Below are 22,628 nucleotides of genomic sequence, written 5' to 3'. Positions count from 1 at the left end.
TCACTTTGAAATTGTTTACTAAGTTATACGATATGGCATTAGTGTGGGCAAAACATCGCCACGCAGAGCGTTATTTAGCTGGGATGAGTTTTGCTGAATCGGTTATTTTTCCTATTCCACCCGATGTAATGCTTGCGCCGATGTCGCTTGCACAACCGAGCAAAGCATGGCGCTATGCTACTTTTGCTACAGTTGCTTCGGTGCTTGGCGGTATTTTAGGTTATTTGCTCGGGTTTTGGTTGTTTGAACCTGTAGTAGAGCCATTAATAGCGCAAATGGGTTGGCAAGAAAAGTTTAATACCGCTTTAAGCTGGTTTAAAGATTATGGCGTATGGGTGGTGTTTTTAGCCGGTTTTTCGCCAATACCCTATAAAGTATTTACTATTGGTGCAGGGCTTTTGCACATGGCGTTTTTACCTTTTTTATTAGCTTCTGCTGTCGGGCGTGGTGCGCGGTTCTTTTTAGTTTCAGCGCTAATGAAGTGGGGCGGAGTAAAAATGGAGCAAAAATTACGTCAATATGTTGAGGTACTTGGCTGGGGGGTAGTGATTTTAGTGGTGGTTGCATACTTTTTATTACGTTAAGCATCTAAATAACTACTTTTAGCACAAGGAGCAAAACACCATGAATAAACAGTACGTCTTCTATGTTACTTTATTTACAAGTGTTTTGCTCAGTGCCTGCTCATCTCGACATGCCCCTGCTCCGGTCAGTAGTTTAAATACCAGTGTTAAACCTTATACTAGTAAAGTAAATATTAATGGTGACCGCTACACGGTTAAAAAAGGTGATACGTTATATTCGATAGCCTTTAGCGCCCAGCAAGATTTCCGCACGTTGGCAAAAAATAATGGCATACCAGCCCCTTACATAATCCAACCGGGGCAAACAATTTCTTTTAATAATGTACCTGAAAAAATAAAAAGGCATAAAAAATATACGAAACCGAGTAAAAAGTCTACAAGTGACATACAAAAAAATAACAAAAAATTAAAGAAAGAGCTTGATCAGCCAAAACAACGAGAGTATGTTCAAAAACAAGCCAATAGGAAAATTAGTAAAAATAACATTTTGTCCTCGACCCAAGTTAAGTGGTCGTGGCCAGCTAAAGGAACAGTAACTCAGCGTTTTTCAACCAAGGAAAGCGGTTATAAAGGGTTACAAATTACTAATAAAAAAGGTGTCGCTGTTTTTGCCGCAGCACAAGGGACTGTTGTTTATGCGGGTAATGCACTTAGAGGATACGGTAATTTAATTATTTTGAAACATAATGATGATTATCTTAGTGCCTATGCACATAACTCTAAGTTGCTAGTTAAAGAAAAACAGGATGTGAAAGCTGGGCAAAAAATAGCCGAGATTGGCAGTTCAGACTCTGAAGTGACGGCATTGCGTTTTGAAATCCGTTACCGAGGACAAGCTGTTAATCCTGAGAAGTATTTGCCTTAGCTATCGGTCGGGTATTGATCATAGTGATTAAGATCACTTGTTTGCTTGAGGGTACGCTCATGGGTAACACAGCAAAAATAGAAAAAACGAAAGATGCGATTGATGATAAATTTGATGATATAGCTGTCGCTGATACAGACTCTGAATTATTAGATGACGTCGATAAAGATGATGACAAAGAAGATGAAATATTTGCCAAAGAGGAAATCACTAAGAATTTAGATGCGACTCAGCTGTATTTAGGTGAAATTGGTTTTTCGCCATTATTAAGTGCTGAAGAAGAAGTCTTTTTTGCCCGCAAAGCATTAAAAGGCTGTAGCGCTTCTCGTAAACGAATGATTGAAAGTAATTTACGTTTAGTTGTTAAAATCGCCCGCCGTTATAACAATCGTGGCCTTGCGTTACTTGATTTAATTGAAGAAGGTAATCTTGGTTTGATCCGCGCCGTTGAAAAATTTGATCCTGAACGTGGTTTTAGATTTTCGACCTATGCGACTTGGTGGATCCGTCAAACAATTGAACGCGCCATCATGAATCAAACCCGCACAATTCGCTTACCAATCCATGTAGTGAAAGAACTTAACGTTTATTTACGCACCGCACGTGAACTAACGCAAAAGCTGGATCATGAGCCCACTGCCGAAGAAATTGCAGCGTGTTTAGACCGACCAGTTGAAGACGTAACTAAAATGCTGCGTTTAAACGAGAAAATCACCTCTGTAGATACACCTATTGGTGGTGAAAACGATAAAGCATTGTTAGATATTATTGCCGATGAAAAAGGCTTTGGCCCGGAAGGCGAAGTACAAAATAATGATATCAATAAGCACATTGTAGACTGGTTAGGTGAGCTTAATCCTAAGCAACGTGAAGTGCTTGCACGTCGTTTTGGTTTGTTAGGTTATGAGCCATCAACGCTTGAAGATGTGGGTCGTGAAATCGGTTTAACGCGTGAACGAGTAAGACAAATTCAAGTAGAAGCACTGCGCCGCTTAAAAGATATTTTGCAGCATGAAGGATTAAGCACTGATAGCTTGTTTGATCAGTTTTCATAACACTGATTGATACAGCAATAGACGCAGCAACACAAACACACACAGAAAATAATTATTAAAAGCTGAAGAGCTAACTCTTCAGCTTTTTTTGTGCTTAAAGCATGCTACAGCAGCGATTTTAGCTTATATAGTAAATCTTGAGCTTGGCGTGGGCTTAAGTTATCTAGGTCAACCTCAGCGAGTTGTGCTTCTACCTGTGATGGTTCAGCTGCAAACAATGATGGCTGTACTGCATTGATATCAGCAGTGACTGGCTGATGATTCTCCAGCATTTTAAGCTTTTGTTTTGCCTGCTTTATAACTGCTTTTGGCACCCCAGCTAAGGCCGCTACTTGCAAGCCAAAACTTTTACTTGCGGCACCATCAAGTACGGTATGCATAAAGGCGATTGTGTCGTTGTGCTCTATCGCATCTAAGTGAACATTCACCAGTCCCGCTTGTTGCTCGGCTAGTTCGGTAAGTTCAAAATAATGGGTTGCGAATAAAGTTTTAGCGGATATTTTTGATGCTAAATGATCCGCTGTTGCATAAGCTAATGATAGACCATCGTAGGTACTCGTCCCTCTGCCAATTTCATCCATTAACACCAGTGACTGCGCGGTAGCATTGTTTAAAATGGTGGCTGTTTCGGTCATTTCTACCATGAAGGTTGAGCGACCTGATGCTAAGTCATCACTGGCGCCAATACGTGTAAATATACGGTCGATATTACCAATCTTAGCGCTGTCTGCTGGCACAAAGCTACCAATGTGTGCCATTAACACAATCAGTGCAGTTTGGCGCATATAGGTTGATTTACCTCCCATATTTGGTCCCGTAATGATCAGCATTTTACGCTGAGCATTAAGCTCTACAGGATTGGCAATGAAAGGGTCTTTCATTACTTGTTCAACAACTGGGTGGCGACCTTGCTTAATACTAATGTCATCGTTATCGCACAGTAGCGGTTTTGCATAGTTCAATGCAATTGCACGCTCGGCAAGGTTATTTAGCACATCTAAATCTGCCAGTGCTGCCGCCATTATTTGTAGCTGTTCAATGTGCGGGGCAATAAATTCAAACAGTTGTTCGTAAAGTTGCTTTTCAAGCGCCAGAGCTTTTGATTGGCTACCTAACACTTTATCTTCATGCTCTTTAAGCTCTGGAATTATATAACGTTCGTTATTTTTAAGCGTTTGGCGACGAATATAATCAGCGGGCACTAAATGTGCGTTGGCACGACTTACTTCAATAAAAAAGCCATGCACACGGTTATAACCGATTTTAAGGGTGCTAATACCGGTGCGTTCACGCTCGCGCTGTTCGAGTTGTTCAAGAATGTCGGTAGCGCCTTGGCTGAGTGAACGCCATTCATCGAGTTCACTGTTGTAACCCGGTGCAATTACGCCACCATCACGAATAAGTACCGGTGGGTTTTCAATCACTGCTTGCTCAAGTAATTGCTGTAAATCAGGTAATTCAGGAGATTGCGCGATGATCTGACTAATGCGAGGATCGCTGGCATCGGTTAATAGCTCGTGCAGTGGAGCTAGGGCTTGTAGTGCGCTACGCAGACGGGTTAAATCGCGCGGACGAGCGGTCCACAATGCTAAACGAGCAATAACCCGCTCAATATCACCTATTTGTTTTAACGACTCATGTAGCTCACCACACAGCTGTACATCGATAATGGCACTAATCGCATTAAGGCGAGCGTTAAGCTCAGGTTTAGAACGTATTGGTGTATGAATACGACGCTTTAATAGCCGTGAGCCCATCGCTGTTGCTGTTTTATCAAGTACTTGTGCTAAGGTGTTTTCAAAGCCACCAGAGAGGTTAACGGTCAACTCTAAATTTTTACGAGTGGCAGCATCTAAGATTACTGCATGTTCGTTATGTTCTAATGTGATGGCGCGAATATGGGGTAGAGCAATACGTTGCGTGTCTTTCACATATTGCATAAGGCAACCGGCGGCAACTAATGCAGCAGTTGCTTTATCAACCCCAAAACCGACTAAATCTTTGGTGCCAAACTGCTCGCATAACAAATGTTGTGCAGTGTCTAAGTCAAACTCCCATTCAGGACGACGGCGAATACCTTTGATATGCTCAATCAAATGAAAGTTGGCAAAGTCTTCGCTATAGAGTAACTCTGCTGGTGCTAAGCGTTGTAAAGTTGAACTAAATGCTTCTTCAGTATTTACTTCAACAATATTAAAACGGCCTGAGTTAATATCTAAGTAAGCAATGCCATACACGCCTTTTTTACTTTGCCAAACACTGGTCAGTAAATTATCTTGGCGCTCTTGTAATAGTGCTTCATCAGAAATGGTGCCAGGGGTAACAATGCGTACAACTTTGCGCTCAACAGGCCCTTTGCTGGTTGCAGGATCGCCTATTTGCTCACAAATAGCGACGGATTCACCCATTTGTACCAAACGAGCTAAATAGTTCTCTACCGCATGATAAGGGACGCCTGCCATAGGAATAGGATCGCCGCCGGCTTTACCACGGTGAGTTTGTGAAATATCAAGCAGTTGTGCTGCACGTTTTGCATCATCAAAAAATAGCTCGTAAAAATCGCCCATGCGATAAAACAGTAAAATATCACGATGCTCAGATTTTATTTTTAGATACTGCTGCATCATCGGAGTTTGTTGACTTATATTGTGCGGTGCATAAAGATCGAACGACATGTATTTACCCAAAGGCTGAATATGGAATTACATCAAGAGATTAAAACACTTGCTGCGCAGTTAGGCGCTATTTTAACGGATAAACGCTTATGGATCACTAGTGCTGAATCATGTACTGGTGGTGGAGTGAGTTATGCGTTAACAGATACCCCTGGCAGCTCGGCTTATATTGACCGTGCATTTGTAACATACAGTAATCAAGCTAAGCAGGATTTACTAGGGGTTACAGAGCAAACCTTAACTTTATACGGCGCAGTGAGTGAGCAAACTGTTTTGCAAATGGCCGCGGGTGCGTGTAAGGCCGCAGGGGCAGATATTTCGGTTGCAGTATCGGGGATTGCAGGTCCAGGTGGTGGCAGTACAGAAAAACCAGTAGGTTTAGTATGGTTTTGTATTCAAATTGGCGAGAAACAGTATCCGAGCCAACAGATATTCGCAGGCGATAGAGCGCAAGTTAGGTTGCAAGCTATTGTTTACTCATTAAAAACCATTATAGAAAAGATAAATTAATAAAATTAGCTTGATACTGTGATTTCATACAGTATACTTGTCTGCATTAGCCGGATTTGGAGAGTAAAATGAACGATAACAAACAAAAAGCGTTGGACGCTGCTTTATCTCAAATTGAACGTCAATTTGGTAAAGGCTCAATAATGAAATTGGGTGACAATAAAGCGTTAGATATTGATGCTATATCAACAGGCTCTCTGGGCATTGATATCGCATTAGGCATAGGTGGTTTACCTATGGGGCGTATTGTTGAGATTTATGGCCCTGAATCATCAGGTAAAACAACGCTAACATTACAAGTTATTGCTGAAGCACAAAAAGAAGGTAAAACCTGTGCTTTCGTTGATGCTGAGCATGCACTTGATCCAATTTATGCCCAAAAATTGGGTGTAAATATTGATGAGTTATTAGTTTCACAACCTGATACAGGTGAACAAGCACTTGAAATTTGTGACATGTTAGTACGCTCAAGCGCTGTTGATGTGGTTGTTGTCGATTCGGTTGCGGCATTAACACCGAAAGCTGAAATTGAAGGCGACATGGGTGATTCACACATGGGCCTACAAGCACGTTTAATGTCACAAGCATTACGTAAGCTAACTGGTAATATCAAACGTTCAAACACTTTATGTATTTTCATTAACCAAATCCGTATGAAAATTGGTGTTATGTTTGGTAACCCTGAAACCACTACTGGTGGTAACGCACTTAAATTTTACGCGTCAGTACGTTTAGATATTCGTCGTATCGGTTCTGTTAAAGAGGGCGACGAAGTGGTGGGTAACGAAACCCGCGTTAAAGTGGTGAAAAACAAAGTTGCTCCTCCGTTTAAGCAAGCTGAATTTATCATCATGTATGGTGAAGGCATCTCTAAGCATGGCGAGTTAATTGACTTAGGTGTTAAGCATAAGCTGGTTGAAAAAGCAGGTGCTTGGTATAGCTACAATGGTAGTAAAGTTGGTCAAGGTAAATCAAACTCAATTAAGTTCTTGAAAGAGAACCCTGAGATTTCTAACGAGATTGAAGGTAAGTTACGTGATATGTTGCTATTAAAAGCAACAATTAAGCCTGACGATGTTGAAGATACAGTGTTAGCAGATGATGCTGAGCTTTAAAAGTATTTAATAAGCGCGATTTGACCCGCACTTAACATTAAAAAAGCCGCTAAATAATATTTAGCGGCTTTTTTGTATTTGTATTTTTGTTAGCGAGTTATAACTGCCAATTCACTGAGACAGTGAAGTTACGTGGTGCACCATAGTAGCCTTGCTCCCAATACAGGCTGTGGATGTATTTTTCATTGGTTACATTATTAATATTGAACGATAAACCGACATTATCCGTAATATCGTAAGTAGTCATAAGGTTTAAGATACCGAATGCATCTTGTTTGGTAACTGGAGTAACACCCAGTGCTGTAATTGGCTGAATGCGTTTAGTGTCATCTTGCCAGCGGTAATTTAAGCCAAATGTTAGCCCTTCAATCTCAGTCACTTTATGAGTGATGGCAAGTTTATACTGGTTTTTAGGGGTGTAATTCTTAACAAGCTCATCACCATCAATATTGATGGTGCTATAACTAAAACTAGTACTGAGGGTTTCAGTAATTTTACCGCTAAGCTCCACTTCAAAACCATCACTGTTAATACCATCAGCACCATAGTAACGGGTGTCATCAGGTTTTGAGCCTGGAATTGCAACCGCAAGGCCAACTTGCTTAGCATCAAAATAAGCAAGGGTAACAAACAGGTTACTGTCTAATAACTGTGCTTTTACGCCTATTTCACTGCTTTTACCTGTGATTGGATCGAGGTAATCACCATTGAACTCACGCTCAGTTTGCGGCACAAATGTTTCTGTGTAGCTGGCATACGCTGCTAGATCGTCGTTAATATCGTACACAGTGCCAAAATAAGGAATGGTTTTATCCGCTTTTTTATCTTTGGCAACACCATACGACATACCTTTAGATTGCCAGTTAACTTGGCTAACACCGGCTAAAAAGCTGAGTGAGTCGGTAGCACGAATACGCGTAGAAATATAAGCAGAACGTTGTCTGTTAGTAACATCACCACCGGTCAAACCATCCGTAAGCGTGGCCACTGGCGCTGCGCCATCCCAGCCACCAAGCTCTGGCATTGGAGGATAACCATTGCCTGTCGTGTTGTCATAAAGTGACTTATCATAATTATCCATATCAGCCTGGTTTACACCAAATGATAAATCATGCGCCATGCCGAATAAATCGAACTTACCCGCAACGTATAAATCAAAAATGTCGTGCTTGTCTTTATGGTCATACTCACTTGCATAACCCGTTAAGCCAAGGCCGGTTTCACGATCGGGAGTACCAAAAACGTAAAATAGCTCAGAATCTTGCTCATTTACTAAATGCGCGTAATTTGCTTTTAAAAACCAAGTATTAGTAATGTTTTGTTCAACTGAGACGAAAAGTTGCTCAGTAGAGTTATTCCAATATGACCAATCTGACGCTGTACTTGTCGATACATCAAAATTTGTTGCACTACCATCGCTATAATAAAGCGGTAATGCTCCCCAAAGCGGGCTGTCGGCATCTTTTTGTTGATTGACATAGTTTACCGATAAAGTCGTACTGTTGGTAAGCTGGCCTTCATAGGCAAGGTAATAAATGGTTTTGTCTTGTTCGTAGCGATCTAGGTATGAATCTGTTTTTTGTTTTGTAAACGCAACACGTACGGCCTGATTTTCAGTTAACGCCGTTGAGGCGTCGAGTTCCAAGCGTTTGTTACTCCATGAACCAAACGATGCAGAAGCGCTTACTTTTGTTTGATAAGTTGGCTTTTTAAGTACCATGTTAACGGTAGCTGACGGGTTACCTGCACCAGTCATCAAACCATTTGCGCCGCGAACAACTTCTACGCTTTCAAAAATAGAGGTATCAAGTGTACCTTGAATCGAGCCGTTATCTTGCGGGGTACCCATGCCATTTACTTGGAAGTTAGTAATTTCAAAACCACGGGCTTTAAAATATGTGCGATCTGTTTCTATTTGTTCAACAGTTACGCCTGGCGTGCTTTCTAGTACGGCATTAATATCATCGAGAGAGAAGTCGTCCATTAAGGCGCGCGATATAACAGAGATCGACTGCGGTGTTTCTTTAATTGTTAAGCCCAATTTGGTTGCTGACTGCGCATCTTCCGTAATGTAATTTTTATGGTGTTGTCCATACACAGCTATTTTTTCAAGGGATTCATGATTGTTATTTTCTTCGGTTGCGTGAACAACACCACTTATAGCTAGCGAAGTAAAAGCTGCTAATTTAGATAAACGTAAAAACTGCGGGGCAGACATGTGACATCCCATAAATTAAAAAGAAGTACGCAATTTAATCTAAATGCCAACGATTTGCAATTGCATTGTTGTGTTTTATTCGATAAAGAGTTTGATTTTGGAGTAATAAAAAAGCGGCCAAAGCCGCTTAAGGAAGTAATATAATTTTAGTTTTAGCTTAGAACGCGTATTTAACTGAGAACTGTAGGCGATCTAAATCACCATCAACGCCACTTTCTGTTTCGCGTTCTGCATGCTTTAACTCAGCACCAAACGTTAAACGTTTAACTGGTGAGTATAAAATATTAGCGCTATAGCTTTGGCTAGATTCAGTTGGGTCACCGGTAATCGTAAGCAAATCAGTGTTATTGTCTGCTGAGAAGAACGAGTAAAGGAATGTTGAGCGCCATTGGTTATTCCAATTGTGCTGGTAAGCAATAAACCCTGATGTAGAGTCAATTGCATCTAGCTCATCACCATTAAGCACTGCACCATGCGCAACATTTAAGCCAACGTAACGACCTAAGCCTTTACCTTGGGTAAGCATAAATTTAACGTTGTCTTGGCCAACTTTAAACATACCTGATGCACTAATGCCAATTGATGTTTCATCAGCGTCAAGGCCGCCCACTTTATAAGTAAGTTGACGAGCAAGCGCTGCAACCACTAAGTTACCCCAATCAGCAGTATGTGTGTAACGTGCTGTGAAATCCGGTAATGATGCATCATCGGTTACAGCCATACCATTTGAAGTTGTAATTGTACTTTCAGGGTTTTCTAGCGAGAAAGACCATGCGCCAGTTGTGTATTTAACTTGTGCTTGGCGAACAAATACCGTGCCTTCAGCTGGACCTACAAAATCAAGAGTTTCAGGCAGTGCACCAACATTTTGGAAGTTTGACCATGTTTGACCAAACAACCAGCCGTCGTAAGAAATAAATGCGTGGCGAATACGTGGCGCGTATGAGTTAGATACGCGCTCATTACCGCCAGCAGCAGATGCTAAAAAGTCTATTTCGATTTTACTACTTATAGTTTTGCCGTTGTCTAGGAGTGTTGATGTGCCAAAATTAAAACGAGACTGACGTGCGTGCATATCAAATACAGCATCAGAGTTGTTGTCGGCACCGACTGTTAATGTACTTGGTACATAAAAGTCACGCCCTACATTTGTTCCTGCAGGCGCGCCAGCTGAATAATCACTCCACATTGCATCGAGTTTTATATAACCACCATAAGTAACATCAGTGCCACCAATGGTTGCGGCTTGTGCTGTAGCTGAGAGCGCGCACAATACGGCAGTGGCAGTAAGTGTTTTTAATACTGTTGATTTTGTTGTCATAGTCAAAGTCCTATTCGGGGCTGCTTGTTGCATCATGATACTTGTGTTGTGATACCACTTTTGATTAAGTATGCTTTTTACTCAATTACCTATTGGTCTATTAGACTAAGGTGGCAAGCTTGCTACCCTAGTTTAAACATATCATTAACATTTTGTATTAATAGCGTAAAATGATGAAATTTTAAAACAATTAGAGCGTTCAGTGAAATAAATCAAAGATAATACAACTAAGGTCTAATACTTTCGCCCGCTATGCTGGGTGATCCTTAAGATAGGCCTTAGGCAAGTAATTAAAATGGAGACGACTATGTCACAAAGTATCTATCCAGTTCCTGCACATATCAAGAATGCAGCCTTAGTTGATAACGATAAATATAATACACTTTACAAGCAATCTATTGATGATCCAGAAGGTTTTTGGGCAGAGCACGGTAAACGTCTCGATTGGTCAACACCTTTTACTAAAGTAAAAAATACCTCTTTTGATAAAGGCCATATCAGTATTAAATGGTATGAAGATGGCGAACTTAATGCTTCGTATAACTGTATTGACCGCCATCTGGCAACTAAAGCAGATAAAACGGCATTGATCTGGGAAGGCGACGATCCATCGCAAAGTGAACATATTTCTTATCAACAGCTGCATGACGAAGTGGCAAAATTTGCCAATGGTTTGAAAAAACTCGGTGTTAAAAAAGGCGATCGTATTGCTATTTACATGCCTATGTCACCGCAAGCTGTTTATGCAATGCAAGCATGTGCGCGTTTAGGTGCAATTCACTCGGTAGTCTTTGGTGGTTTCTCACCATCAGCAATTGCTGATCGTATTAAAGATTCTGGTGCTAAAATTGTTATTACTTCTGATGAAGGGCGTCGTGCAGGCAATACAGTGCCGCTTAAAGCAAATGTTGATGAAGCCGTTGCACAACAGTCGGTCACTACCATCGAACACGTTGTTGTACATCAGTTAACGGGTGGCGAGGTACAATGGCATGAACATGATGTATGGTGGCATGATTTAGTTGCTGATCAAGCCCCAGACTGTGCACCAGAGCCGATGAATGCAGAAGATCCACTCTTTATTCTTTACACTTCAGGTTCAACAGGTCAGCCTAAAGGGGTGGTTCATACGACTGGTGGTTATTTAGTATATGCATCGATGACTCACGAATATGTGTTTGATCTAAAAGAAGATGATATTTTTTGGTGTAGCGCCGATGTGGGCTGGATCACAGGTCACAGTTACATTGCTTACGGCCCATTAGTTAATGGTTGTACGCAAGTCTTATTTGAAGGTGTACCCACTTACCCAACCGCAGGACGTATGGGTGAAGTAGTCGATAAGCATAATGTTACAATTTTATACACAGCGCCAACGGCAATTCGTGCACTGATGGCCAAAGGCGATGAACCAACAGCGACCTCAAACCGCGATAGCCTACGTATTTTGGGCTCGGTGGGTGAGCCAATCAACCCAGAAGCATGGACTTGGTATTACGAAAACATGGGTAAAGGTAACTGCCCAATTGTTGATACTTGGTGGCAAACTGAAACTGGTGGCATCATGATCACACCTTTACCAGGTGCAATTGATATGAAACCAGGTTCTGCAACCCGTCCATTCTTTGGTATTGCGCCAGCATTATTTGATGCTGAAGGTAATGCTCTGGAAGGCGCAGTTGATGGTAACTTAGTTATTCTTGATAGCTGGCCATCACAAGCTCGAACAGTTTATGGCGATCATGAACGTTTTGAACAAACTTACTTCTCTGCTTATCCGGGTGTGTACTTTACTGGAGACGGTTGTCGCCGTGATGAAGATGGTTACTACTGGATCACCGGCCGTGTTGATGATGTATTAAACGTATCAGGACATCGCTTAGGTACTGCCGAGATTGAGAGTGCACTGGTTGCTCACCCTGCGGTTGCTGAAGCTGCTGTAGTAGGTTACCCGCACGATATTAAAGGCCAAGGTATTTATGTTTACCTAACGCCAAACGAGGGTGTAACGGTCAGTGACGAATTAACCAAAGAGGTACGTAATTGGGTTCGTAAAGAGCTTAGCCCAATTGCATCGCCAGATATGATCCAATGGTCACCAGGTTTACCTAAAACCCGCTCAGGTAAGATCATGCGTCGTATTTTACGTAAGATCGCTGCAAATGAGCACGAGCAATTAGGTGATACCTCAACACTTGCAGACCCTGGTGTGGTTGATGAATTAATCGAGAACCGATTAAATCGTTAAATATGCGTTAAAAACTTGATTAGAAGTTGATTCTAAACGTAGTATATCGGCTGTCAGCTATTTGATAGATGGCAGCCGAATTCATTAGGAGTGAACCATGAGTCAGTTTTTAATAGCGGATGACCACCCGTTATTTCGCGAAGCACTAAAAGGGGCATTAACGGCAAAGTTTGATGGTTTAGAGGTTTTTGAATCTGAAAATTTTGAAACTACATTGCAAGTGCTTAGTGAACAAGAAGATTTAGATATCTTACTACTAGACCTACATATGCCCGGCAGTGGCGATTTATATGGCCTAATTCGCATTCGTGAAGATTATCCAAGCTTGCCAATTGCTGTTGTCTCTGGCAGTGAAGATATCAATATTGTTTCAAAAGTTATGAGCTACGGGGCGATGGGATTCATTCCTAAGTCATCATCATCAGATGATATTGCCGGAGCAATTAATCAAATACTCGATGGCGATGTATGGCTACCACCTGAGCTTAAAGACAAAGTAGCGAGCGTTACCAATGAAGATAAAGAAATCGCCGCTCAAGTAGCCTCCCTTACCCCACAGCAATATAAAGTGCTGCAGTACTTGCACGAAGGTTTGTTGAATAAACAGATCGCTTATGAACTACATATTTCAGAAGCAACGATCAAAGCGCACATCACCGCGATATTCCGTAAGCTTGGAGTGTATAACCGCACGCAAGCGGTGTTGATAGCTGCAAAATTACAACTCGAACCTATCGAGCAAACACATTAAGTACAGTATAAAAGTGTCAATAATAATAAAAATAAAGAGGCGTTGCGCCTCTTCATTCTACTCTATTTCTAGAGCCTAGCTAAATACGACGGTTCTATTACCATTAATAAATAGCTTATGTTCTGATGCTAATTGCAGTGCCTTACAAAACACTGTTTTCTCTACATCTTTGCCCATTTTAGCCATCATTTCGGCAGTGTTTGCGTGGTTTACATGGGTGACGTCTTGCATAATAATCGGCCCTTCATCGAGCTCATTATTAACAAAATGCGCTGTTGCACCAATGATCTTAACTCCTCGTTCAAATGCCTGATGATATGGTTTTGCACCGATAAAAGCAGGTAAAAATGAATGATGAATATTGATAATTTTACCATCAAAGCGGCCTACAAATTCAGGGCTTAAAATCCGCATATATTTGGCAAGGCCAATGATATCGGGATTGTAGCTGGCAATTAAGTCACCCACTTGCAGGTCGTGTTCAGCGCGTGATAGACCTTCATGGCTGACCACATGAAACGGCACATCAAAGCCCTTCGCCAATGGCGCTAAGTCAGGATAATTAGCAATCACAGCCAATACTTCAATATTCAGTGCTTGCTCAAATTGCTTTAGCAATACGCCCCCTAAGCAGTGGGCTTCTTTAGTCGCTAGTAACACCACTTTAGTTTTCTCGTCAGTGTGCAGTGCTAATTGCGCGCCATCGGGTAACAAAGCTTGTAATTGATTTAAAAAATCTGGATCTGGTTGGCCCGTTAGTTCAGTGCGCATAAAAAAGCGCTGAGCATCTTTATCTACAAATTCATTATTGCGGGTAATATTTAAATTATGCTGATGACAAAGTCCGGTGATTTTCGCTATTAAGCCGACATCATCGGCACATTGCGTGGTTAGTATCGTGTTCATTTTTCCTCATTCTAATCCCGTGAACAGTGGCTCCATTATTTGTTAATTTGTCACAATAGCAAGGGCTTTATTGAGAAATTCAGTATTACCTAAATTGCTATAAGTGGAAAATAAAAAAATATTTTAATTTTGTGAGAAATTATTATACAGATTTCGTTATGGGTTATTTATTGTTCATTATCTTATTATCGTCAGGTAGACAAAATATAACAACGAAAGGGATAATTTTATGAATCTAATTAAATCAATGCTTGCGGCATCTATTTCGCTGGCTTTATTGTCTGGCTGTGAATCTGATTTTGTTGATCACCCTGATGAGACTATAAATACCGCACCAGTTATTAGCGTAAGCGATACAGCAGTAGTTGAAAAACAAGCTATTTCAATCAGTGCCACAGTGCAAGATGAAGGCCCCGTTACTTATCTTTGGAGCCAAAATGCAGGGTTGTCAGTTGCATTAGAGAACACCAATACAGGGACTGTTAGCTTTATTGCGCCAAGTGTTAGCGAAGATAAAAAAATATCTTTAAATTTAACTGTTACAGACAGTGAAGGTTTAACGAGTGAAAAAAATGTTGTAGTTGATATTCAACAGCAGCTGGTTAAATTATCACTGGAAGGCATAGCAACAGATTCCCCCTTAATTGACGCGGCTATAAAAGCCAAAATAGGATCGCAAGAGTTCACGACAACGACAAATAGCGATGGTTATTATAGCTTAGAGTTAGCACTTGACGATGATGCTGATATGAGTCAATTGGTGACAATTGAAGCACAGGGTAAAGAGCAACAACAAGCCGCTTTGTTGCAGTCACGACTAATGAGCTTTGCAAGCTTGAAAACGAAAGCGGGCGATGACGCTGTACTTACTAATGACGAAGACTTTTCGGTAAATATTACTAATCTAACCACAGCAAAGTCGGCGCTTTTGGCGCGAGAAAATTTATTCGTAGACATTAAAAGCGAGCAAGACTTGAAACGCTTGTCGAATGAGATTAGTGCTGATGAGCTCGTTAAGGTTGCTACGGCTATAAAAGTTATTTTGGACAAATCAACGAGCAATGAATTATTTGCTTTACCCGAGGGAGTAAATAATGTTTTAGAGCTGGCTTTAGATAATGAAAAAATGACTCAGTATATTAAAAAAGTGGAGCAAACGCCCGAGTTTAGCCAGGCCCAAGAAGAAATGCTAGCTGATGAGAAGGTTGTTCAGTCTACAAAGAGTAATAACATTAAAATTTTTTACTATAATCGTGGCAATTTATCTATTAATCAAGTTATTGAATTAGATAACGACGGCACTGGTCGTTACCTTCTTCAAAATTATGATGGTCGCTTCGACTGGATATATCAAAACGATGTGTATACTTTAAATAATCCTGAAGGTTTTTATGCTTATCAGACTACTGCTGATATTGAAATTGATGGTGAAACAAAGCGGGTTCGCCAAGAGGTTACTACTTATAAAGCAGAGCTAAAGTTAATTGCGGCAACTGAAAATGGTTTTTTAGTCAAAGAAACTGAGTATAAAAATGTAGAGTACCCAGATGGTGAGTTAGAAAATTATCAACTCACTAACGAGTCTATCCTTAAAGTATTCACTCAAAATGAGCAAGTTGATTTTACCTTCGCGCAAACTCAAAACCCTATTGCATTGCCTGCACCGCATATTTTCGTTGATCAAGTATCTCTTGGTGCGATTACGTTAATGTTAAATGACGATGGAACAGGTGCTGTTTCAGAGCTTGGAAATACGCCTATTACTTGGCGAATGATAGAAGATAATAACAAACAGTCATTACATATCACACTGAGTGATTACGATAATGAAACAATACTATTTAGGCAATTAACAAGTGATGGTGATATTGCAACGTTTGCTGCATTTAGTGAATTTGACGGAATTAAAAATGCGAGTGTAGGTACTGGCAGCATTATCGACGAATCAGAGACATTCAATATTGCAACAATCCCTGGAATATATAGCTACAACTTTGATGGTAAGAGTTTAGATGAGTTTTGGTTTGAGCTTTGGCCTGATGGCAAAGCTATTTCGATGAGTGTGTACGACAGCAATGAGGATGGGCAATTATCAGTTGCTGAAAGTCGAATTTATGCTGGTAACTGGCATCTTGATGATGACATTCTTACAATAACGCGAAACCTAAATGGACGAGATGATTGTTACTACGTTGAGCAAGATCCTAATTGCTGGTTGTGGAATACTCGGCAATGGAAGCTAATTGAACAGATCGAAGATACTATTTATGTAAATAACATGCATCAATTTACCTATAGCCAAGGTGAGGAACCAAGAGAGAAAACGTTCGATAATCGCAAGTTTAATCGAGCAACTGAGCGGCCTATTTCGTCGCCACTACCTGATGAAATTTTACAACAGATAGGCTATCAGCCCCCTGTTTCTTTGACTGGCCTAATTAGCCCTAATAACTACTTGGGTAAGCGTTTGTATTTTACAGATCATGATTATAAAGTGGAAGGCGAGCTTGGTTATTTTCAATTTGATGACAATAACTCATTTCAATATTATCAAGATAACAACCTATCAACAGGGACTTACCAGATATTTTCTGATAATCAATTAATATTACGCGATGGTTCATCATTAATGTATGGGGCTAATTATAGTTTATTAATTGGCTCGAGTAATGTGGTAATTGCTACTTTTAAAGAGCATATTTGGCCGCATTTTACTAGCGAAAACGATGCCAAAGAATACATGAGTATTGTTGCCGACAATAAACCAGTAAGTAACGTCGAACATTTAATCGGGCGCGATATATATATGGTCGACCGAGATCGAGATGATCAGTGGGTGGTTAGTTATTTGAAGTTTGATGAAGATAAAATCACAATTTATAGTGATGAAAGTTTCACAACCATTAATACAGAGCTTGATTACAGTGTTGATGACACAGGCATGATTAGCTTCCCTGATGATCAAAATACAATGTACTTATCGTTAGTGACTGATGAGTTTAATATTATTATTACTAATGATGTAGGAAATAGCAGTAAAGATTTTAACTATTTCTTATTTGATCAGCAAAAAGCAAAAGATTTTGTTAACAACACAAATGCATTAAGAGAAAGCGCACAGCGTTAACTCCACTTACAATCTTTTAGTTTTAACAAAAATAAAGCGCGATAATTTTTATCGCGCTTTTATTCGTTTTAGTGGCCTGCAAAATTACCGTCGCAGAGATTTTATATCACGTAAAATGTGTAAATGTTAGGTTATAAGGCCGACGCGGGGTAAACCCTTAAAAGAACGGGGGTAAACCCGCTGTTATGGTGTTGTATGGAGGTGATTGTGGCTCGTTTAATTTTTTGTTGTTTGATGGTTGGTGTTTTACCAGGGTGCGCGATGAGTGACCCATCTGCAGAGATTGATGAAAATCAGTATGTATATCCTTATAAATGTACACATAAAGGAGAGGTTGAATATCATTCAATCACGGCACGTGAGCCTTTAAGTAAAGCGTTTTTAGCTAAAATGCAAAATGCATTGCACGAGGGCTTTGAGCTAGACCCTAATAGTTGCGTGCCTGTAGAGGCAATACCAGACGCTAAGAATAAGTAATTCGTCTCAACGATTTAGTAACGCCATTAAGACAGATAAAAATATTTTAAATTTATGAGAAAAATTTAACTGCTATTCGTGTCTGTCATTGTTGTGATTTCTTCGTAAAATTTATTTAGCTATAAATAATAACTATCTAAGGAATTACATGAAGTTACAGTTTGAATCACCTAAAGTTAAAACATCAATTTTATTCACGTTCAGTCTTCTTCTATCTGCTTGTGGAGGTGGTAGCGATGACTCACAAACTACAAAATCTGATGCAGATAAACAGCCAGATAAAGTAGAAGCGTCGCGCTTAGTGTGGGAAAAATTATTACCAACAACAAGCTTTGCTTATTACTCGTCACCGGCACTTAGTGCTGATGAGCAAACAATTTATATAGGCACAGCTAAGAATGTACGCAATGACCCCGCAGGCAGTGATTTGATGGTAGCTTATAACCGCAATGGCAGTGAAAAGTGGCGTTACACTTTGCCTAATGGTGAAGAAGTGCGTTCAAGCCCTGTTGTACATAATGAAAATATTTATTTCACTGTTGATAAGCGAGTAGGTGAGTTTGATAAAGCATATCGCGATTTAGTAGCTCTAAATAGTAGCGGCGAGCAAATGTGGCGTCAACGCGTATCTGATTATGGCTTTCAAACAGGTTCTGGTTTAACCAAGGTTGCGGCTTTTGAAGGCCAAGTTATATATACCGGTTTAGATATCCGCGCTTTTAATGCGCAAACGGGTGAGAGCTTGTTTGAGCGTTTATGTAACTGTGCAGAGCGACAAGACCGATTTGTAAATGGAGCGGTAAATCACAATGGAGAATTGGTATTTTATGATGAAGGGCGCGTACTTAAGCTTGATTTAAATAGTTATGAGTTAGTTGGCGAATTCAAAGATATAGACACCTTTGAAGGTGACTTGGTTTACTCTACTCCAGCTATTGATTCTAACAATAATATTTACTTTGGGTCTGAAGCCGGAGTTTTATACAGCTTTGATGATAATTTGGATCTTCGTTGGCAGTTTGAGTTACCAAACCCGCAGGTGTTCGAGGCGCCATACATTCGCTCATCGGTAGCGATAGATGAGTCGCGTAGTACGATTTATTTTGGTACAAAAAATAATGATGATAGTGAGTTTTACGCACTCGATATCAATGATAAAAGTATAAAATGGCAAGTGGCAATTACCGGTGATGTTTATGTGTCTCCTACCATTGGCGATAATGGTAATGTGTACTTTTCTTCAGAAAGTAATTTACTTTATACATATAAACCAGATGGCACGCTTGCATGGCAATATGATTTAAAAGCAAATGTAACTTGGTCTTCTCCAGCTATCGATAGTCAGGGGGTTTTATACATAGGTACTTTATCTGAAAGTAATGTATCGGCCGCAAGTGCAACAGGTAAGCTTGTGGCTATTCAAACCGACAGCACAGGTTTAATGCCTAATACTTGGTCTAAAATTCACCGGGATAATCAAAATAGTGGCGTGGTTAAGTAAAGTTAAAGTAAAGCAGTCGCACTAGTGTGCGATTGCTTTAACTAAAATTACAACGGGTTTACCACTGAGAACCGTTTATCAGAAACACTCCAGTAACCCAGATCAGAGACGATTAAAATTTTATAATTGTTACCTCGGCCATTAAATAGTGCAGGGTCTAAGTTAAACTCTCCTGTATTTGGCAGTTCTTCAGCGAACTGGTACCAGCGCCTATTATTCACGATATTTAAATCCACTTGTTGCTTATCGCCAATTCCGCGAGAGTCATCATGCAGAACATACATAGCAACGGTTTGTCCGTAGAGTTTATTGGCGTTCCAGGTTATCGTTTTTTGCTGACCTACAGGGTAAATATCAAGGGCTTTAGGTGTGATAATAGTTGTAACCAATTTGTCTTTTAGTAAAAAGTGCTCTAAACCGTTATCAACAGTTTTACCTGAAGCAATACTAAAGAAACCATCAGATAGGCTCCAATAGCCTAAATCGCTGATGAGCATAAGTTTAAAGCGATTTGTGCCATTGGCCATAAAATGATAAGGGTCAATTTGGGCTGTTCCCGTGTTTTTTAAATTAGTTGCCGCGGGGTGCCAATCAATTTTCTTCAAATTATTAAAATCATCAAAGCTGTTAACTTTATAGTTGACGGTATGATTGACTAATACACTTATCGTATTGCCAATTAATCGTTTGCTATCCCATTCAATCGTAAATTCAGAGCCTATTTTTAGTTGGCTTGCATGTTTAGGGGCCGTGATCGAGCTAACTCGCTTTGTTTCACTTATCGCGTTGATATCTCTGGCAGGGCTAAATTGGTTCTTTGTGGAGTGTGATATATGGTTTTGCTTTTCGAGTTGTGCTAACCACTGTGTGTGTGGATTATTGTTTAGCTTATTAATAGTCGCTATTAATTCAAATGCCAAGGGAGAGTTTGATTTAGCATAAACAATGAGCTGCTGCATTTGCTGTGAAGTTAAAGTATTAAACATATTTGTTTTTATCACAAGCTCTAACCATTGAACTTGCTGTTGCTTGCTTAGTTGTGTTAGGTCAATATCAAATAATGCTGTTTTATTCAGTGTATTTTGTTCATATTGCGCCGTGTATTTTGCTAAGGTGATATCGTAATATTGGCTTGATTGTTGTGTACCATTGGCAAGCCATAGCTCTGCATTCTTTAAGGTTTGTGAGTACTTACGCAAACTTAAACCTAGCATGGTACTTTCATAACGCGCCTTCATGCATTTTTGATCACTTGTCGAACAATGTAGTAGCTGTTTATTTAAAAAGTTATTTGCTTGCAAATAATCACGTTCTTTTAAGTAATATTGATATTGCTCATATAGTACAGTACTAAGTTCATGTTCAAAGTTTGGGAGTAGCTGTTGATAGATAAACATGGCTTTATTCAGGGCTTGTTCTTGCGCAAGTTGTGCACCTGCTTGAGCATATAAATTTGCCGCAAAATGGTTTAATTTTGCGAGCTCACAATGTAGTGGGTGGTAGTTATTCGCAGCATTTTTTAATGTTGAGTCTAGTAACTTAATTGCTTGGTCTATTTGATTATCTTCTATCAGTAGGCTGCTTTTCATTAACGATTGCCATGCTTTTTGCGAGGCAGACGTTGCTGTCGTATTTTCATTATCGAGAATTAATTGGCGGCTGAGTATAGGGTGATTATCACGATGAGTAAAAATATGTATTAATAATTCCAGTTTTAGTTCGGATGCATCGCTATTTTGAAAAGCTATTTTGATCTGCTTTATGTCACCAGCTAAATAGCTATCTTTAGTAAGCCAACCAAGCAATTTAATGTTGCTGTTTTGAGGGTTTTGCTGCGATAGTTTTTGCCAAAGAATTCGTGCTTTTTGTTGTTGATTTAATTTAATTAAACTTTTAATTTTTAATATTTGCATGTCAATCGAACTATCGCACAACGCCAATATATCTAAAGCTGCTGTAAAATTTCCATGCAAGTATAAGCTTTGGGCAACGGTTAAGAGTACGCTTTGTTGGTTTTTTGGGCTTAATTGACTCTGCATTACTTGTTCAACACCAGCAAGTAACAAGGCCGATACCGACAGTTTTGCACCTTGCGGCGCTAGCGGTGTGCTACTAATTAGTAAGTTTTGATAAAAGTTGAGCAGTTCATACTGTTGCTTTGCGGCTTGCTTTTGTTCATCTTGATAAAGAAATAAGCTAATACAGGCGACACCCAAAAAAGCGATAGTTGAGGTTATTAGAGCAGCAGTAAGAGGGGAGCGTCTTATAAACTTACCTAATATATATGTTTTTGAGTGTTTAAACCAAAGTAATGGACGATGCGCCAGATAAGCGGCGATATTTTGTTTTAATGTATCTGCTGATGCAAAGCGTTGCTGTGGTAGTGGCGCCAGTGATTTATTGATGATTTCTTGAAGCTCTGTACTAATAGGTTGTATAAGTAGTTTTTCTAAAATACGCCCAAGGCTATAGATATCAGCTTGGGTTGTTAAGCTTTCACCAGCCAGTTGCTCTGGGCTTGCAAACTCGTGACTAAGCGCTTTTATATATGCGTTATGTAATGGTATTTCATGATTCATGGAACTGGAACGCGCAACCCCAAAATCAACAAGTTTAGGTTCACCATTGTTATCTACTAGGATATTTGAAGGCTTTAAATCTGCATGGATCACCCTATTTTGGTGAGCATACTCAACGGCATCACATACTTTTTGAAATACCTCTAACCTTGCTTTTTGCGAAAGGTTTTTTGCGTAGTTAATTAATATATCACCGGCTATATATTGAATGATGATGTAAGTGCCAATACTGCATTTACCGACATCTAATACGCTAGCTATATTGGGATGTGATAATTTGGCAAGATATTGCGCTTCTTGTAAAACATGTTTTTGTCCATGTAATTGTACAATGGATGGATAAAATAACTTAATCGCTACCTTTTGATTTAACTGGCCATCATTTCTAGTCGCCAAGTAAACTGCACCCATTCCCCCATAGCCAATTAATTGCTCTAACCTAAAGTGACTTATTTCGCCGCCTTGCAGTTGTAAAAGCTGATGATCATTAGTAAGTAAATTTAATTGGCCATGTAATAAGTCATTAAACAATGAGCTTTGATCATTACTTGTATGTGCATTTATTAATTGCTTCACTTCAATGATGAATTGTTCATCAGATAGTTGTAATTGCAGCAATCCTGAGGTTAAGTTGTTGGCATGGTGTGTAAGTAAGTGTTCAAAACACGAAAGCGCGTCTTTAAATTGATTCATTAA

15 protein-coding genes are annotated in these 22,628 nt (G+C 39.8%); 10 read left to right on the top strand and 5 right to left on the bottom strand.

Features of this window, described 5'->3' with window-relative positions; translation table 11 throughout:
* Positions 1–5 precede the first annotated feature (5 nt).
* The 3 genes from H5180_RS10560 to rpoS are packed head-to-tail and all read left to right on the top strand — an operon-like array spanning position 6 to position 2,504.
* Entirely contained in the window at positions 6–584 is a 579-nt protein-coding gene (locus H5180_RS10560; RefSeq protein ID WP_145235276.1) for a YqaA family protein, read from the top strand.
* 40 nt (positions 585–624) lie between these two features.
* Positions 625–1,449, top strand: a complete 825-nt coding sequence (locus H5180_RS10555; RefSeq protein ID WP_182758190.1) for a peptidoglycan DD-metalloendopeptidase family protein — start codon at positions 625–627, stop codon at positions 1,447–1,449.
* 59 nt (positions 1,450–1,508) lie between these two features.
* On the top strand, positions 1,509–2,504 hold the full coding sequence (gene rpoS / locus H5180_RS10550; RefSeq protein WP_145235280.1) for an RNA polymerase sigma factor RpoS: 996 nt from the start codon (positions 1,509–1,511) through the stop codon (positions 2,502–2,504).
* Between the two features lie 104 nt (positions 2,505–2,608).
* Here rpoS and mutS read toward each other — a convergent pair whose 3' ends face one another.
* The gene (gene mutS / locus H5180_RS10545; RefSeq protein WP_182731529.1) at positions 2,609–5,179 is read right to left on the bottom strand and encodes a DNA mismatch repair protein MutS; all 2,571 of its coding nucleotides are present in this window, start codon (positions 5,177–5,179) and stop codon (positions 2,609–2,611) included.
* A 21-nt stretch (positions 5,180–5,200) separates the two neighbouring features.
* On the opposite strand from mutS, the gene H5180_RS10540 reads away from it, so the two are divergent.
* Together H5180_RS10540 and recA are read left to right on the top strand one after the other, a co-directional pair.
* Positions 5,201–5,689, top strand: a complete 489-nt coding sequence (locus H5180_RS10540) for a CinA family protein (protein ID WP_145235284.1) — start codon at positions 5,201–5,203, stop codon at positions 5,687–5,689.
* Between the two features lie 68 nt (positions 5,690–5,757).
* Positions 5,758–6,804 (top strand): recombinase RecA, encoded by a 1,047-nt coding sequence (gene recA, locus H5180_RS10535; RefSeq protein WP_145235287.1) that lies wholly within the window; start codon positions 5,758–5,760, stop codon positions 6,802–6,804.
* A gap of 97 nt (positions 6,805–6,901) precedes the next feature.
* On the opposite strand, the gene H5180_RS10530 is transcribed toward recA, so the two are convergent.
* Positions 6,902–9,022: a TonB-dependent siderophore receptor gene (locus H5180_RS10530; RefSeq protein ID WP_182758189.1), complete on the bottom strand. Its 2,121-nt coding sequence runs from the start codon at positions 9,020–9,022 to the stop codon at positions 6,902–6,904.
* A 157-nt stretch (positions 9,023–9,179) separates the two neighbouring features.
* Entirely contained in the window at positions 9,180–10,343 is a 1,164-nt protein-coding gene (locus tag H5180_RS10525; RefSeq protein ID WP_145235291.1) for a DcaP family trimeric outer membrane transporter, read from the bottom strand.
* A 307-nt stretch (positions 10,344–10,650) separates the two neighbouring features.
* On the opposite strand from H5180_RS10525, the gene acs reads away from it, so the two are divergent.
* A complete protein-coding gene (gene acs, locus H5180_RS10520) occupies positions 10,651–12,591 on the top strand; it encodes an acetate--CoA ligase (protein ID WP_182731527.1) in 1,941 nt (646 codons plus the stop codon).
* A 97-nt stretch (positions 12,592–12,688) separates the two neighbouring features.
* Positions 12,689–13,342 carry a response regulator transcription factor gene (locus H5180_RS10515; RefSeq protein ID WP_145235295.1) on the top strand — a complete coding sequence of 218 codons (654 nt, stop codon included), beginning with the start codon at positions 12,689–12,691 and terminating at the stop codon, positions 13,340–13,342.
* Positions 13,343–13,417: 75 nt separating this feature from the next.
* On the opposite strand, the gene purU is transcribed toward H5180_RS10515, so the two are convergent.
* On the bottom strand, positions 13,418–14,248 hold the full coding sequence (purU, locus tag H5180_RS10510) for a formyltetrahydrofolate deformylase (protein WP_145235297.1): 831 nt from the start codon (positions 14,246–14,248) through the stop codon (positions 13,418–13,420).
* A gap of 229 nt (positions 14,249–14,477) precedes the next feature.
* Between purU and H5180_RS10505 the strand changes: the two genes are divergently transcribed.
* The 3 genes from H5180_RS10505 to H5180_RS23600 all read left to right on the top strand — a co-directional run bounded on the left by H5180_RS10505 (position 14,478) and on the right by H5180_RS23600 (position 19,353).
* Positions 14,478–17,375, top strand: coding sequence for a PKD domain-containing protein (locus H5180_RS10505; RefSeq protein ID WP_182758188.1), 2,898 nt, complete (start codon positions 14,478–14,480; stop codon positions 17,373–17,375).
* A 207-nt stretch (positions 17,376–17,582) separates the two neighbouring features.
* A complete protein-coding gene (locus H5180_RS10500) occupies positions 17,583–17,852 on the top strand; it encodes a hypothetical protein (protein ID WP_145235301.1) in 270 nt (89 codons plus the stop codon).
* A 148-nt stretch (positions 17,853–18,000) separates the two neighbouring features.
* Positions 18,001–19,353: a PQQ-binding-like beta-propeller repeat protein gene (locus H5180_RS23600; RefSeq protein WP_259399564.1), complete on the top strand. Its 1,353-nt coding sequence runs from the start codon at positions 18,001–18,003 to the stop codon at positions 19,351–19,353.
* 47 nt (positions 19,354–19,400) lie between these two features.
* On the opposite strand, the gene H5180_RS10490 is transcribed toward H5180_RS23600, so the two are convergent.
* Positions 19,401–22,625 carry a serine/threonine-protein kinase gene (locus H5180_RS10490; RefSeq protein ID WP_182758187.1) on the bottom strand — a complete coding sequence of 1,075 codons (3,225 nt, stop codon included), beginning with the start codon at positions 22,623–22,625 and terminating at the stop codon, positions 19,401–19,403.
* Positions 22,626–22,628: the final 3 nt, after the last annotated feature.

Origin of the sequence: Pseudoalteromonas sp. SR41-4 (assembly GCF_014163985.1) — a bacterium.
Classification (GTDB): domain Bacteria; phylum Pseudomonadota; class Gammaproteobacteria; order Enterobacterales; family Alteromonadaceae; genus Pseudoalteromonas; species Pseudoalteromonas rhizosphaerae.
This window is presented reverse-complemented; position numbering and strand designations above follow the sequence as displayed.